The following is a 14,953-nucleotide window of genomic DNA, read 5'->3' as shown; positions in this document are numbered from 1 at the left end:
ATCAGCCGACGCGTTCCTGCGCGTCGGCAAGCGCTTTTGGCAGGGCTGCGGCAAACGCGTCCAGATCCGCGGCCTCTCCACAACTGACCCGTATGCACCTGTTCTGAGGTGCAGCAAACGGCATCCGCACAAAAATCCCCTGCGCAAACAAAGAGTCCAAAACTGCTTTCGCGAAGTCTCCATCCCGACCGCAGTCAATCGCGACAAAGTTGGTCGCTGAAGGCAGAGGGTCCAACCCATTCTCGCGCGCTATAGCAGCGATACGATCTCGTGCTTCCGTGATCCGGGCCTGAATGTGCGACAACCAGGCTTGATCCTGCAGCGCCGCCAAGGCACCGGCTTGCGCCGCGCGGTTCATGCCGAAATGGTTGCGCACCTTGTTGAAGGCGGCGATCAGATCCGGCGCTCCCAACGCATAGCCTACTCGTGCGCCTGCCAAACCGTAAACTTTTGAAAAGGTTCGCATCCTGATCACTCGGGGGTCATCTATTTCGACAGGCGCAACGGTCCCATCAGGCGCGCATTCCACGTAAGCCTCATCCAGAACCAACAGGCAGTCTTCTGGCATGGCATCCAATGCTGTCACGATCTCTGCGCCCGAGTGCCAACTGCCCATTGGGTTGTCTGGGTTGGCCAAATAAACCAGCTTGGCGCCGACCTCGGTTGCTTTGGCAAACAGGGCATCTGGGTCCTCATGATCACCGGTGTATGGGACTTTATGCAGATCGCCGCCGAACCCGGCCACGTGATAGTTAAAGGTCGGATAGGCCCCGTCCGAGGTCACTACCGCGTCTCCGGGACCTATGATCAGACGCACCAGATACCCCAAAAGCCCGTCAATCCCTTCGCCCACAACGATATTCTCTGGCATCACACCATGATGATCTGCCAATGCACTGCGCAGGTCATGGTTTTCGGGGTCGCCATACATCCAGATTTCAGATGCGGCCTGCGCCATGGCCTCGATAGCCTGTGGTGAAGGGCCAAAGACACTTTCATTTGCCCCAAGACGTGCCGCGAACGGGGCACCCCGTTGCCGCTCTTGCGTTTCGGGGCCGACAAAGGGCACGGTGGCGGGCAGGGATTGGGCAAGCGGTGTGTATCGAGGTCCGGTCATGTGGGCAGATAACCTCAAGCCCGCTTATTGAGCAAGCTCACAACGCGGTTAGTCGCGCTGTGGCGGACTTTAACAAGGGAACGCAAATGCGCATTCTTTTCGCGGTTTTTCTTCTGGGTGTCGCTTATCTTCTGTTCTGGCCTGTACCGGTTGCACCCGTCGCCGTCGAGTTTCCGGAGGACGCTGGATTTACTGGGGATTTCGCGGAAAATACAGCGCTGGACGCCGCGCAGCTTGTCCGCTTGCCCGGAGAAGAGGTTGGCCCCGAAGACATCGCCGTTATGTCTGATGGCCCGGTGTATACGACAAGCTTGGCAGGCATACTTTACCGCGTTGACGGGGCTGAGCCTGTCGAGGTTGATCGCCTGGGTGGGCGACCTCTTGGCCTTAAGGCCGGGCCAGATGGCGCACTTTATATTGCTGACAGTTTTCGCGGTGTGATGCGATGGACCGGGCCGGGCACCTTGGAAACTGTCGTTGCTGACGTCGACGGTGCGCCAGTGATCTATGCCAACCAACTGGACGTGGCGCAGGATGGCACCATCTATTTTTCCAATTCAACAGACCGCTTCGACCCGGAAACCATGGGGGGGACCAAACCCACCTCGGTCCTGACCATCTGGGAACAGTCCGACACAGGTTATGTCGCGCGTCGCGCACCGGATGGTACGACCGAGAAGATCGCCGACGGGTTCGTCTATACCAATGGCGTCGCCCTTTCACCTGATGAGGACTTTCTGTTGATCGCAGAAACGGGCCGCGCACGGGTGCATAAGCTTTGGCTGACCGGTTCCAAGGCCGGACAACAAGAGATTCTGATGGAAAACCTGCCTGGGTACCCCGACAATATCGAGGCGCAGGGAGATGGCACTTATTGGTTGGCTTTTGCCAGCCCGCGCGTACCGTCCGAAGCGCTGATGCCCTACCCGTTCTTGCGGAAGGTGATCTGGCGGCTGGGTCCAGCAGTGCGTCCGGCACCAATTCATCGAGGCATGGTAGTGCAATTCGATGGCGAGGGCACAATCCTACGCACGTTACAGGACCCGCAGGGCCGCTTGGGTATCACAACCGGGGGCAAGATCGTGGGCGATCAGTTCTATGTCATGACCCTCGATTCCCCATGGTTTGGGCGGATGCCTATCAGCGATCTGCCCTGACGTCGCAGTGGTATTCGACCGCCGGGGCGGGCATGTTTGCAACACTGGAATTTCGAGAGGCCGCCTATGTCACGTGTATCCGTCACTTACCAAGATCATGTTGCCCATGTCACGCTGACACGAGGCGACAAGATGAACGCGCTGGATGACGCGATGATCAAAGCGCTGTTGTCCGCCGGGAAAGAGGTTGCGGCCTCGGATGCGCGCGCCGTGGTCTTGTCCGGGGAAGGAAAAAGCTTTTGCGCGGGGCTGGACATGGCCAGCTTTGCGAAGATGGCCCATATGGACCCAACCGAATGGCTGATGACCCGCAGCCACGAAGACGCCAACGAGATGCAGGAACTGGCCCTTGTTTGGCGCCGTGTCCCGGTGCCGGTGATTTGCGCCTTGCAAGGTGTGGCGTATGGGGGTGGGCTTCAGATTGCGCTGGGCGCGGACATTCGGATTGCGCATCCCGAGACCAAACTGGCTGTGATGGAAATGAAATGGGGTATCATTCCGGACATGGGCGGCATGGTTTTGTTGCCGCGTTTGGTCCGTTCGGATGTGCTTCGGTTACTGACGTACACCGCGCGTCCCATTGGTGCGCAGCAAGCGGTGGATTGGGGCTTGGTCACGCAGCTTTCCGATGATCCGTTGACCGAAGCTCTGGCCCTTGCCGAGAATATCGCCGGTCAAAGCCCCTCGGCCATCCGCGCTGCGAAGCGTTTAATCGAAGTCGCCGAAACGCAGGGGCGCACTGACGTTCTGATGGCGGAATCCGCCGAGCAGGTGGAACTGATCGGCAAGCCCGACCAGATGGAGGTTGTGATGGCGCAGATGCAGGGCCGCAAGCCCGAGTTCAAGTGACCGCTTTTCCCGCGATCAACCGGTTGGTGCTGTACACCAAACGAATGGACCAAATGGTGGCTTTCTACGAAACCCACTTTGGCTATGTTGTTCAGCGGAACCCGGGTGATCGAATTGTTGAACTGGTCCCAAAATCAGGTGGCGTACATCTTCTTCTGCATCCGGCGGCCAAAGGCGCCCGAGAAGGGCAAGCCGCTGTGAAGCTGGTTTTCGACGTACCGAATGTTGCAGAGTTCTGCGCTCAGGCAGCTGAGTGCGGCGTGGTATTTGGGCCGATTCATCAGGCTGAGGGGTATCAGTTTGCAAATACTAAAGACCCATCTAAAAACTCTGTTTCCGTCTCGAGCCGCGCTTTCCTGAACAAGTGCTAACGCATAAAGGCCCGGCGTGCGTCGCGGGCCATATTGTAGCGCATTTCCAAATCGGCAATGCGCGCCATCGCGGCTTTACGCTTGGCCGGGTCATTCAGGTCGGTATAGGTCTGCCGCGCTGTTTCGAGCTGTTTCTTGATGTGGAACTCTTCCGGTAAGACACCGGCTTGCGCCATGATCCGGTGACCTGCGGCGATGGCCGGATCAGTCATCGCTTCTGATGACCTGTCAGGCAGCGGTTCGCCTTCACCCTCCAACCCCTGTAATTGGCCTTCGGACTGAGCCTTCTTGATCTGGCGTTCGACCAGTTTTGCCAATGCTCCAAACATGGGTTCAATTTAAGCGATCTGGAGTGTCAGAAAAACCATCTATCTGATCCGTTGCGAGATCAGGTAGGCGACCCCGCCCGCCAGCAGACCCCAAACAGCCGCGCCGAAACCAAACGCAGTGATGCCCGAAGCTGTGATTGCAAAGGTCAGGATGGCTGCTTCGCGCTCTGCAGGAACTTCCAGCGCGGTGAAGGTGGCGTTGGCCATCACGCCGATCAAAGCGACACCGGTCAGCGTCCCCATCAACAACGGGTCGGCATGGGCGGCAAATCCGGTAATCGCTACGGCGAAAATACCAAACAGGCAATAAAACACCCCCGCCATGATCGCTGACCAATAGCGTAAGGTGCGATCCGGGTGGCTGTCTTCGTTGGAGCACATGGCGGCCGTGATGGCTGCAAGACAAGTGGCGGGTGCCCCGAATGGGGCGGACAACAGGCTTGCGCCACCCACTGACGAGAACAGCTTGCCCGGTTCGGGCGTGTAGCCAAAACTGCGCATGACCGCGATGCCCGGTATATTCTGGGTGGCCATTGTCACGACAAATAGGGGCAAGCCAATGCCGATGGCAGAGGCCAGCGAGAATGTGGGCATTGTCCAGACCGGAGCAGCCAGGTAACTCTCGGGTCGTACTGATGTACCGTCGGCGCTGAATACGACGACCAGTGCGGCGGCCACAACGGCAGCGGGCACGGCGAATAGCTTGTTGAAGCGCCCGGCAATAAACCATGTCAGGATGACAGGCAGGGCTTGCCAGGGCAGTTCGACCGCGGCTTTGAAGGGGATTATACACAGCGGTAGCAGAACGCCCCCCAACATGGCTTGGGCCAGCGTCGTCGGGATTGCAGCAGCCAAACGGCCGAGCGGTTTCCAGAGTCCGGCCAAAACCGTCAACGCGCCGGCGCAGAGGAATGCTCCGATCGCGCCCGAGAAGCCCTCGACCGGGGTGGCGGAAACGGCCAGCAGCGCCGCGCCGGGGGTGGACCAGGCCACGCTAATCGGCTGCTTGTATCTTAAGCTGAGAAAGATCGCGGCCAGCCCCATGGCGATGGCGGCGCTCATTAGACCCGAGGCAGCCTCGGCCTTGGATGCGCCCATGGCGGTGAGCCCTTGCAGGACGATGGGGAACGAGCTGAAGAACCCGACGACAGCCACGACCAGTCCGGTCGAGACGGTTTGCATCGGGGGAAAGGGCTGCGCCATCAGAGCCTCGGGCGTTGTTTTGCTTGATTGCTAACAACTGGCGGGTGGGGCGAACAAGGGGAAAGCTCTGAGGGTAAAGAAAAACCCTTGCGTCGGTATGGGCGCAGGGGTTGGGACTTGAGTATTTTTGAAAAGATGAAAGTCAGGCAATCTCAGCGAGGCGGGCGAGCGCCTCGTTCAGCTTCGCCTCTTCTTCTTCGCGGGCAGCGAGGTTGGCTTTGGCTTCCTCCACCACCTCTTCCGGGGCCGAGGCCACGAATTTGGGGTTGTTTAAGCGCCCGCGTAGGCCGCCCAACTCTTTGGCTAATTTGCCCTTGGCTTTCTCAAGCCGTTCCTTTTCAGCGCCGATGTCGATGATGTCGGCGAGCGGCAGGCCAAAGGAGGCTCCGGGGGCGGCGATGGAGATGGTGCCTTTGGGCAGCTCATCCGCCGATGTCAGGCTGTCGATCCGCGCCAAGCGCTTGATCAGCGCCTCGTTGCGATCCCATGCAGCTTGGCCATTGGTGTCGATCCCTGTCACCAGCATTGGTACGTAGAGGCCAGCCGGCACCCGCATCTGCGCACGGGCCGAACGGGTGTTTTCGATCACCGAGATTACCCAGTTCATCTCTCGATCCGCCTCGGCGTCGATCAGATCAGAGGCGGAAAAGCTGGGCCAGTCGGCGTGGACGACCATTTTCGCGCGGTTGCCGGTCAGGCCCCAGAGTTCCTCGGTGATGAAGGGCATGATCGGATGTAGCAAGACCATGCACTGATCCAGAACCCAGCGCATGGTGGCGCGGGTCTCGGCTTGCGCTTCGGCATCGTCGCCTTGCAGAAGCGGTTTGGACAGCTCCACATACCAATCGCAGACCTTGCCCCAGACAAAGGCGTAGAGCCCGTTGGCCGCGTCATTGAAACGATAGCTTTCCAGCGCGGCGTCGACCTCTTCCCGCACGCGGGCGGTTTCGCCGATGATCCAGCGGTTCACGGCGGCTTTGGGTTTCAAATCTGCCACGTCCAGTTGTGGCACGGCGTCGGTGAAGACCTCGTTCATCTCGGCAAAGCGGACGGCATTCCACAGCTTGGTGCCGAAGTTGCGATAGCCGGTGATGCGCTCGCGGGACAGTTTCAACACGCCGCCAATCGCCGCCATCGAGGCGTTGGTGAACCGCAGCGCGTCGGCGCCGAATTCGTCCACGATCTCCAGCGGGTCGATGACGTTGCCCGTGGTCTTAGACATCTTCTTGCCCTTCTCGTCGCGGACGAGCTGGTGCAGGTAGACGGTGTGGAACGGGATCTGATCGACCACGGCCAGCTGCATCATCATCATCCGGGCGACCCAGAAGAACAGGATGTCGAAGCCGGTAATCAGAACATCCGTAGGGAAGTAACGCTCCAGCTCCTCGGTCTGTTCGGGCCAGCCCAGCGTGCCGATGGGCCAGAGGCCGGACGAGAACCATGTGTCGAGGACGTCGGGGTCGCGCCAAACAGGGTAGACCAGCTTGGTTGGATCCTGTTCGACGGCATATTGAGCCAGGCTTTCCGCAAACTGATGGATGGCTTCCTGCTTGTCACCGACTTCGATAACCGTCGCGTGGCTCAGTGGACTTGGAATGTTTGCGTTGTCGTCGAGGAATTTCTCCGTCACAGCCTCAAGGCTCGCACCGCATTCCATGACGTTGCCACGGTGCAGCATTCCACCTTCGTTCAACAAACGGCCCAGTTCGACCAGATCAAGGTCGCCGTCATTTTCGTCGTCCTTGAAGTTCTCAGCCGAGAGATCAAGGCCATACCAAACCGGAATCTGATGCCCCCACCACAGCTGGCGCGAGATGCACCAGGGCTCGATGTTTTCCAGCCAGTGGTAATAGGTTTTCTCACCCGACTCGGGGATGATCTTGACCGTGCCGTCCTTGACTGCATCCAGCGCGGGGCCGACGACCTTTTCGGCGTCGACGAACCACTGGTCGGTGAACATCGGCTCGATCACGACCTTCGAGCGGTCGCCAAAGGGCTGCATGATCGGTTTGCTTTCGACCAGCGGCACCATCTTGTCGGCACCTTCGTGATCGGGCTTCAAAGCGGTTGAGCCCAGACGCGGATCATCCGCGCGGGTCATCACGGCTAGACCGTCGGCGGTGATTTCCTCGACAACCTTCGCGCGCGCCTCGAACCTATCAAGCCCACGCAGGTGATCGGGGATCAGGTTGATCGCGTCGATCTCGTTTTCGGTGAACTCCTTGCCGCGTGCGTATTCCTGCGCCTTGTCGGCCTCGTCGGCGTAAGGCGCGCCATCGGCCCGCATCGCGCCTTTGGTGTCCATCAGGCGATACATCGGAATGCCACCACGCTTGGCCACCATGTTGTCGTTGAAGTCATGCGCGCCTGTGATCTTCACTGCGCCTGAGCCGAAATCCGGATCGGGGTAGTCATCGGTGATGATGGGGATTTGACGGCGATGCTCTTTCGGACCAACCGGGATTTCGCAGAGCTTGCCCACAATGGGCGCATAGCGCTCATCCGACGGATGAACAGCAACCGCGCCGTCGCCCAGCATGGTTTCGGGGCGTGTGGTGGCGATGGAAATATAATCCCGCTCCTCGCGGAAGATCACATTCCCATCTTCATCTTTTTCCAAATACTCATATGTCTCACCGCCGGCCAAGGGGTACTTGAAGTGCCACATATGCCCGGCGACCTCAATATTCTCGACCTCAAGGTCCGAGATCGCTGTCTCGAAATGCGGGTCCCAGTTGACCAGACGCTTGCCGCGATAGATCAGACCTTTTTCGTACATATCGACGAAGACCTTGATCACGGCGTCATGGAAATTGGCCGAGTTCTCATGCCCCGTGCGAGGATCACCAGCTGCACCGGCCATGGTGAAGGCGTTGCGCGACCAGTCGCAGGAGGAGCCCAGGCGTTTCAGCTGCTCGATGATTGTACCGCCATACTCGCCTTTCCATTCCCAGACTTTCTCCAGGAACTTCTCACGGCCCAACTCGCGCCGACCCGGCTGTTGCGTGGCGGCCAGCATCTTCTCGACCTGCATCTGCGTGGCGATGCCCGCGTGGTCCTGACCGGGTTGCCACAGCGTGTCGAACCCGCGCATCCGGTGCCAGCGGATCAGGATGTCCTGCAACGTGTTGTTAAACGCATGACCCACATGCAGCGCACCCGTAACGTTGGGCGGCGGGATCATAATGGTAAAGCTTTCGTCGCGCGATTTATTTGCGCCTGCCTTGAAGGCTCCGGCCTGTTCCCAGGCTTCATAGATGCGGGCCTCGGCCTCGGCCGCGTTGAATGTCTTTTCCATCGCCATGGGGTGCGTCCTGCGTCAACAAATTCGGGTCAGCGCCTGCAATAGCGAATGGAGGCAGGAAGGGAAAGGCCTTGCGCGCTTAGGTTATACCAAAGCGGGCTTTGAAATAGGCGTCCACGCGTTGATAGGCGGGATTGTGGAAATCCAATGTCAGCAGCGAATGGTCCCTGCCGGGGTATTCAACCGTTTCCAACAGATCGCCGAAAGCCTGTTCCAATGCTTGCATCAGTTTCTTAGGTGCCAGCTTGTCTTCGGAATACCGCATTGCCAGCCCGGGCCCCTTCGCGGCCATTCCTGCCGATGCTGCGCCGATATCCTGCGCGCTCATATGCAGATGCTTGCCACCAAAAACTGGCAATGCAGGTTGACTGGCGACCCCACCAACAACGGCGTCTTCGGCCATCAAAGTCAGGGCAAAACTGCCTGTCAGGCACATGCCGATGACACCTACACCGGCGCTACCTTCGCGCTTTTTGATCTCATGAGTAAGGGCACGCATCCACCCTGCGATGGGGCTTTGTTTGCCTCTGGCGAAGATGTTGAACTCTTTCCGGACGCAAAACAGCCGGGCGGTGTTTTTGGCCATCTCGACCTTACCGTAGGTGCCGAACAGATGTGGCAGGTAGACACGAAAACCGGATGCGTTCAGCTTTACTGCCAGCGCCAAAGTCTCTGGTCCGATTCCGGGCAATTCCTGAAGGATCAGGATCGGTGGCCCCTCTCCGCCGACATAGACGTCATGTGTCACGCTCTGACCGCCAGTTAGCGGAGCGGAAAAAGGAAAAACGGTGTCGTGGGTCCAGGTCATGACCAAACCTACTCCAACATCTGGCAGGCACAAACGAATTTCCGTGAGCCCCGCTGGACATCGTCGGGGCACGGGCTAGGCTCGGCCGCAAGATCCATAAGGAGGACCGCCCATGGAAAAATTCGGCAAGAGCCAGCCCGTCAAACGGACCGAAGATCAGCGGTTCCTGACTGGACAGGGGCGTTACATGGATGATGCCGTGCCTGAAAATGCGCTGTTTGCTGCCTTCTTCCGCAGCCCGGTTGCCCATGGGGAAATTACAAGTTTAGATCTTGAGGATGCGCGCTCTGCCGAAGGTGTGCGACTGGTGATGACGTTGGATGATCTGGCAGCTTCGGGCATCGACACGGTGCTAAACGCCGCCGTTTTACAAAACCGCGATGGATCGAAGGCTGCGGCTCCGGAGCGGCACATGCTGGCCAAGGACCGCGTGCGCTTTGTCGGCGAGCCGGTGGCGGTTGTTATCGCGGACACGCTGGCACAGGCGCAGGACGCGGTCGAGTTGATCTGGATGGACACGGAAGAACGCCCTGCCAAGCTGGACGTGAAGGCAGGCGGTGAGATTCTGCACCCAGAAGCCCCCGACAATCGGGCCTTTGATTGGGGGCTGGGTGACGAAGCCGCCACCGAGGCCGCTTTTCAGGACGCAGCTCATACCGTGTCGCTGAACGTGCAGGACAACCGGGTCATCATCAGCTCGCTGGAACCGCGCGGATGTCAGGCCGACTGGTTCGAAGGTCGTCTGCATTTTTCTTATGGCGGGCAGGGCGTCTGGGCGATGAAGGCGCAACTGGTTCAAAAGCTGAAGCTTGATGCTGAGGATATCCGGGTCACCACGCCGGATGTGGGCGGCGGCTTCGGCATGAAAGTGATGCCATATCCCGAATATTTCTGCGTCGCTGTCGCTGCGATGAAGCTGGGCCAACCGGTGCACTGGATGTCGGACCGGTCCGAGGCGATGCTGTCCGATCACCATGGCCGCGATCTGCACTCGTTGGCTGAACTGGCCTTTGATGCTGATCACAAGATCACGGCCTACCGTGTCCACAGCGAGGTCAATCTTGGTGCCTATAACAGCCATTTCGGGCAGGCAATTCAGACAAGCCTGTTCAGCAAGGTGCTGATGGGTGTTTATGACGTGCAAACCACCTATCTGCGGGTCGAGGGGTTTTACACAAACACGACGCAAGTCGATGCGTACCGCGGTGCAGGCCGCCCCGAAGCGATCTATGTGCTGGAACGCGCGATGGACCGTGCAGCACGCGAGCTGGGGGTTGATCCGTGGGAGCTGCGGCGCAAGAACTTTATCCGCCCCAACGATTTTCCTTACACCTCGGCCACTGGCGAAACCTATGATGTCGGCGATTTCGACATGATCCTCAGTCGCGCAGCCAGCCAGACCATCGGCTTTGAGGCCCGCAAAACGGCAGATGCCGAGCGCGGCCTGATCCGGGGGCGGGGCCTTTGTTACTATATCGAAAGTATTTTGGGTGATCCTTCCGAGAACTCAAAGGTCGAGTTTTGCGAGGATGGCAGAGTGAACCTTTACGTGGGCACGCAGTCGAACGGGCAAGGGCATGAGACGGTTTACGCCCATTTCTTGTCGGACCAGACCGGTATCCCCATGGATAGAATTACGGTCATTCAGGGCGATACCGACAGGCTTGGCCACGGCGGCGGCACGGGCGGATCACGTTCGGTCACGGTGCAAAGCACGGCAACGCTCGCCACGATCGACAAGATGATCGCCGCATTCACGCCTTATCTGGCCGATAAGATGGGTGTCGAGGAAAACGATGTGAGTTTTGACCACGAGACATTCCGCGCGCCGGGGTCCAACCTGACGCCGACCCTGACCGAAGCGGCCGAGATGGCGCGCATCGATGGACGTATGGATTTGCTACAGCATGAAGCGCGCTCCAACCTAGATGCCCGCAGCTATCCCAACGGCGCGCATGTTGCCGAAGTCGTGATCGATTCTTACACCGGGGAAACGTGGGTTGATCGCTATACGGTTGTTGATGATTTTGGCAACCTTATCAACCCGATGCTGGCCGAAGGGCAGGTGCACGGCGGGGTGGTGCAAGGCATCGGACAGGCGCTGAGCGAGCATGTTGTGCACGATGCACACGGGCAACTGCTCACGGCTTCGTTTATGGATTACGCCTTGCCCCGTGCCGCCGACATACCCATGATTAAGTTTACCTCGGTGCCGGTTCCGTCAACCTCGAACCCGATGGGCATGAAAGGGTGCGGCGAGGCCGGTACAGTGGGCGCGCTGGCCGCAGTGGCAAACGCGGTTCAGGATGCGCTCTGGGATCACGGGGTGCGGCAGGCGGATATGCCTTTCACACCTCAAAGAGTATGGGAATTGCTGACGCATGAATCTGTCGCGGCTGAGTAGAAAGGTTCTTGGATGGCTCGGACGGCCTTTGCGGTCCGAACATTCTGCCGAGGTTCTTCACCGCGAACCGCTCAGCCATGTCATCATCCTTGACGGTACCATGTCGACGCTCGAACCGGGGTTCGAGACCCATGCAGGGCAAACCTTGCGCCTGTGTTGCGAGATGGGCAGCAAGGTTTCGGTGTTTTATGAGGCGGGCGTGCAGTGGGAGAGCTGGAAGTCCTCGCTGGATGTGATGATGGGGCGGGGTATCAATCGCCAGATCCGCCGTGCCTATGGCTATCTTGCCTCACGCTACAAACCTGGGGACCGGATCTATTTCATTGGCTATTCGCGTGGGGCGTACGGCGTGCGCAGTCTGGCCGGAGTGATCGACATGATCGGCTTGCTCAAGGCCGAACACGCGACCGAGCGCAACATCCAGCAAGCCTATCGTCACTATGAATGCAATCCCAGTGGCACCGCCGCGCGCGATTTCCGCCGCAAGTTTTGTCACGACGAGGTTGAGATCGAGATGATCGGGGTCTGGGACACCGTCAAGGCGTTGGGCCTGCGGCTGCCGCTGTTGTGGCGCTGGGCCGAAGAACGCCACGCCTTCCACAACCATCAGTTGGGCCCCTCGACCCGCCACGGCTATCACGCGATGGCATTGGACGAGACGCGCGAGGTGTTCGATCCGGTTCTGTGGAAATGCACGCCCGAATTCAAAGGGCATGTGGAACAAGTCTGGTTCCGGGGCACACATGGTGACATCGGCGGGCAGTTGAACGGGTATGAAGAGGCACGGCCGCTCAGCAACATTTCCTTGATTTGGATGCTGGACAAGGCCGAGATGCACGGATTGCCGCTACCTGAAGGCTGGCGTGACCGCTTCCCCACCGATCCGCACGCACGTTCGGTTGGGACGTGGCGCGGCTGGGGCAAGATTTTCCTTCTGCGCAAACACCGCAAAGTAGGCCGCGATCAATCCGAGCGTCTGCACGTCTCGGTTTCACCTGACGAATTGCCCGGTTGGGTGGCGATGCCGAACCTGCCGTCACATCCCGCGCAGTAGAGATCAGTCAAACAGCGCTGTTGCCGTCGAGGTAGATTGCGCTTCAAACGCTTCTGCAATGTCCCTCTCAATATTTCGGGCAAGGGACAAGTCTGGCAGATTTGCCATTGGGAAGAAACCAACATCGCTGGTTTCGCTTCCCGCTTTGGGGTCAGCCTGCCCAACTTCGTCACACAAGAAGAAGAACTTATAGAAATCCCGTGCATCTGCCGGGTAGGGATGCCGCGCTTTGTGGCGTAGGGCGTACAAACGCTGCGCCCGAACGCGCAGCCCGGCTTCTTCCCAGACCTCACGCTCGATATTTTCTGCCGGAGAGCTGCCGATATCGGCAAAGCCGCCGGGCATCGACCAACACCCGTCACTGCGTTCGCGCACCAGAAGGATGCGGTCATCCCGGATCACCGCACCGCGAATATCGATACTGGGCGTGGCATAGCCACCCGCGTGATCTGTGATCAGCCCTTCAATCCGCGAAATCGGTACCTGACCGAGATCAGCCAGCATGGCGCGGGCCATGGCGGCGATCTCGTCGAAACGTTCCCGGTCAAAAGGGTCTTTGGTGAAATGCTGGCCGGTTTCAGACAGGGCCAGCAGGCGCTTTGCACGGGCTAGCCAGGTATCCTCCATTGCTGTCGGATCCTGGCGCATCTGTGTCACCGGCGTCGGTCGCGACGCGCGCTCATGGGTTGGAAGGCCACGCCCACATGCGCCTCGCAATAGGGTTTGCCGGCTTCAACGGGCAAACCGCAGAACCAGAAATCTTCTGTCGCTGGATCGCCGACCGGCCACTTGCAGGTTTTCTCGGTCAGTTCCATAAGCGTCAGCTTCTTAGCCTTCTTTTCGACCTCGTTGACCTTTGCCAACGCCTCGGGGCTGATCTCGTTGGCCGACGGCTGTGGAGGCAACGGTTGACCGGCAGGGATGATCTGACGGCGGGCAGGCACGGCCGGTTTGGCCTCGGCCGCGGGGGAAGGGGCCGGACGTGCGGGTTCGGTCTTGGGCGCAGGCTTTGGCTTGGCCTCGGCCTTGGGTGCCGGAGCTGGTTTTTCCTTTGGCTCTGACTTGGCCGGAGAAGCGCCCGCTGCCCGGTTGGACAGGCCCAGGCGATGCACTTTACCGATCACCGCGTTGCGGGTCACGCCGCCCAGTTCCTTGGCAATTTGGCTGGCCGACTGGCCTTCGCCCCACATCTTCTTCAGCAGTTCTACGCGCTCGTCTGTCCAGGACATCGTTAGCCTTTCAAAAGCGGAAAGCGGCCCCGGATTCGGGCCGCCTTGGGAAATCGTCTCAGCCCCCTATTCTAAACACTGCAGCCCGAGTTACAAGCTGTCTTCGAATCAGGTTGAGGGTAAACCATGCAGAATTCCGCAGAACAGACCGCGCACCGCTTCGGAGCAGTCAACTGGATGGGCCTTTACACGCTGGCGCAGCGCGAAACTCTGCGCTTTCTGGCGGTTTGGACGCAAACCCTTTTAGCGCCGTTGGTAACGGCGGGCCTGTTTCTGCTGATCTTTAACATTGCCATAGGGCCCAGCCGCCCGGATGTCATGGGGGTGCCGTTCCTGGTCTTTCTGGCACCGGGGATCATGATGATGACGGTGATCCAGAATGCTTTTGCCAACACATCGTCTTCCATGGTCATTTCCAAAGTACAGGGCAATATCGTGGATACCCTGATGCCGCCGCTGTCGCCGCTTGAAATCCTGCTTGGCTATCTGGCGGGGGGAATCGCCCGAGGCATCCTGATTGCGTGTGTTGTCGCTGTTGCGCTGGCCCTGGTTCTTGGCATCGTGCCACAAAACTTCATTATCGCGACGATCTTCGTCGTTTTGGGCGGCGCTTTTATGGGAGCATTGGGTCTGTTTGCCGGAATTTTTGCCAATAAGTTTGACCAAATGGCAGCCATTACCAATTTCATCGTCACACCGCTGGCCTTCCTGTCGGGCACGTTCTATTCGGTTCAGGCGCTCCCCCCGGTTTTGAACCGTCTGACCCATCTGAATCCGGTGTTCTATCTGATCGACGGTTTGCGCTACGGGATGATCGGTGTCTCGGACAGTTCGCCTTGGGTGGGTATGGCTGTCTGTTCCTTTGCTACGGTATTGATCGGCCTCATCACCTGGCAGATGTTGCGCACAGGGTATCGCCTCAAAGCATAGTGCTGCGCAGGCGACGTCACGTAAAGTTGATGCGTTTTCCGACTGTTATGTTGGCGGCGAGGGCCGAGTAGGGTATTTGGATACCGAAGAACGACAGGCGATTTTCTTATGGCACTTACAGAACTTATTGTCGGTGGGGATTTTCAATCACCCGGCATCACGGGTCCGTTTTAGATCTTCAGCACCTATGGGGCGTGG

At 58.9% G+C, this 14,953-nt stretch carries 13 protein-coding genes; 6 read left to right on the top strand and 7 right to left on the bottom strand.

What is annotated here, in order from left to right; genetic code table 11:
- Position 1: 1 nt before the first annotated feature.
- A complete protein-coding gene (locus tag GOV90_RS05205) occupies positions 2-1,117 on the bottom strand; it encodes a pyridoxal phosphate-dependent aminotransferase (protein WP_171094096.1) in 1,116 nt (371 codons plus the stop codon).
- 86 nt (positions 1,118-1,203) lie between these two features.
- Between GOV90_RS05205 and GOV90_RS05200 the strand changes: the two genes are divergently transcribed.
- From GOV90_RS05200 to GOV90_RS05190, 3 genes are all read left to right on the top strand, one after another.
- Complete coding sequence (locus tag GOV90_RS05200; RefSeq protein WP_171094094.1) at positions 1,204-2,274, top strand: SMP-30/gluconolactonase/LRE family protein; 1,071 nt, start codon at positions 1,204-1,206, stop codon at positions 2,272-2,274.
- Positions 2,275-2,340: 66 nt separating this feature from the next.
- On the top strand, positions 2,341-3,123 hold the full coding sequence (locus GOV90_RS05195) for a crotonase/enoyl-CoA hydratase family protein (protein ID WP_171094092.1): 783 nt from the start codon (positions 2,341-2,343) through the stop codon (positions 3,121-3,123).
- Positions 3,120-3,494, top strand: a complete 375-nt coding sequence (locus tag GOV90_RS05190; RefSeq protein ID WP_256367905.1) for a VOC family protein — start codon at positions 3,120-3,122, stop codon at positions 3,492-3,494. Before GOV90_RS05195 ends, GOV90_RS05190 begins: the two co-directional genes overlap by 4 nt.
- Here the strand turns inward: GOV90_RS05190 and GOV90_RS05185 are convergent.
- The 4 genes from GOV90_RS05185 to GOV90_RS05170 all read right to left on the bottom strand — a co-directional run bounded on the left by GOV90_RS05185 (position 3,491) and on the right by GOV90_RS05170 (position 9,138).
- A complete protein-coding gene (locus GOV90_RS05185) occupies positions 3,491-3,823 on the bottom strand; it encodes a DUF1992 domain-containing protein (RefSeq protein WP_171094090.1) in 333 nt (110 codons plus the stop codon). The genes GOV90_RS05190 and GOV90_RS05185 overlap by 4 nt on opposite strands.
- Before the next feature lie 39 nt (positions 3,824-3,862).
- On the bottom strand, positions 3,863-5,026 hold the full coding sequence (locus tag GOV90_RS05180) for a benzoate/H(+) symporter BenE family transporter (RefSeq protein ID WP_254429068.1): 1,164 nt from the start codon (positions 5,024-5,026) through the stop codon (positions 3,863-3,865).
- A gap of 142 nt (positions 5,027-5,168) precedes the next feature.
- On the bottom strand, positions 5,169-8,330 hold the full coding sequence (locus GOV90_RS05175) for a valine--tRNA ligase (RefSeq protein ID WP_171094088.1): 3,162 nt from the start codon (positions 8,328-8,330) through the stop codon (positions 5,169-5,171).
- A gap of 79 nt (positions 8,331-8,409) precedes the next feature.
- Positions 8,410-9,138 carry a dienelactone hydrolase family protein gene (locus GOV90_RS05170; RefSeq protein ID WP_171094086.1) on the bottom strand — a complete coding sequence of 243 codons (729 nt, stop codon included), beginning with the start codon at positions 9,136-9,138 and terminating at the stop codon, positions 8,410-8,412.
- A 112-nt stretch (positions 9,139-9,250) separates the two neighbouring features.
- Here GOV90_RS05170 and GOV90_RS05165 point away from each other — a divergent pair, with 112 nt between their 5' ends.
- On the top strand, positions 9,251-11,542 hold the full coding sequence (locus GOV90_RS05165; RefSeq protein WP_171094084.1) for a xanthine dehydrogenase family protein molybdopterin-binding subunit: 2,292 nt from the start codon (positions 9,251-9,253) through the stop codon (positions 11,540-11,542).
- On the top strand, positions 11,520-12,596 hold the full coding sequence (locus GOV90_RS05160) for a DUF2235 domain-containing protein (RefSeq protein ID WP_171094082.1): 1,077 nt from the start codon (positions 11,520-11,522) through the stop codon (positions 12,594-12,596). Before GOV90_RS05165 ends, GOV90_RS05160 begins: the two co-directional genes overlap by 23 nt.
- 3 nt (positions 12,597-12,599) lie before the next feature.
- Here GOV90_RS05160 and GOV90_RS05155 read toward each other — a convergent pair whose 3' ends face one another.
- Complete coding sequence (locus GOV90_RS05155) at positions 12,600-13,244, bottom strand: NUDIX hydrolase (RefSeq protein WP_216602321.1); 645 nt, start codon at positions 13,242-13,244, stop codon at positions 12,600-12,602.
- Positions 13,245-13,249: 5 nt separating this feature from the next.
- Entirely contained in the window at positions 13,250-13,825 is a 576-nt protein-coding gene (locus tag GOV90_RS05150) for a GcrA family cell cycle regulator (RefSeq protein ID WP_171094080.1), read from the bottom strand.
- 126 nt (positions 13,826-13,951) lie between these two features.
- On the opposite strand from GOV90_RS05150, the gene GOV90_RS05145 reads away from it, so the two are divergent.
- The gene (locus GOV90_RS05145) at positions 13,952-14,755 is read left to right on the top strand and encodes an ABC transporter permease (protein WP_171094079.1); all 804 of its coding nucleotides are present in this window, start codon (positions 13,952-13,954) and stop codon (positions 14,753-14,755) included.
- Positions 14,756-14,953 lie beyond the last annotated feature (198 nt).

This window comes from Ruegeria sp. HKCCA5929 (assembly GCF_013034525.1).
Taxonomy (GTDB): Bacteria; Pseudomonadota; Alphaproteobacteria; order Rhodobacterales; family Rhodobacteraceae; genus Ruegeria.
The sequence above is the reverse complement of the archived record's forward strand: the minus strand, read 5'-3'. Positions and strand labels throughout refer to the sequence as shown.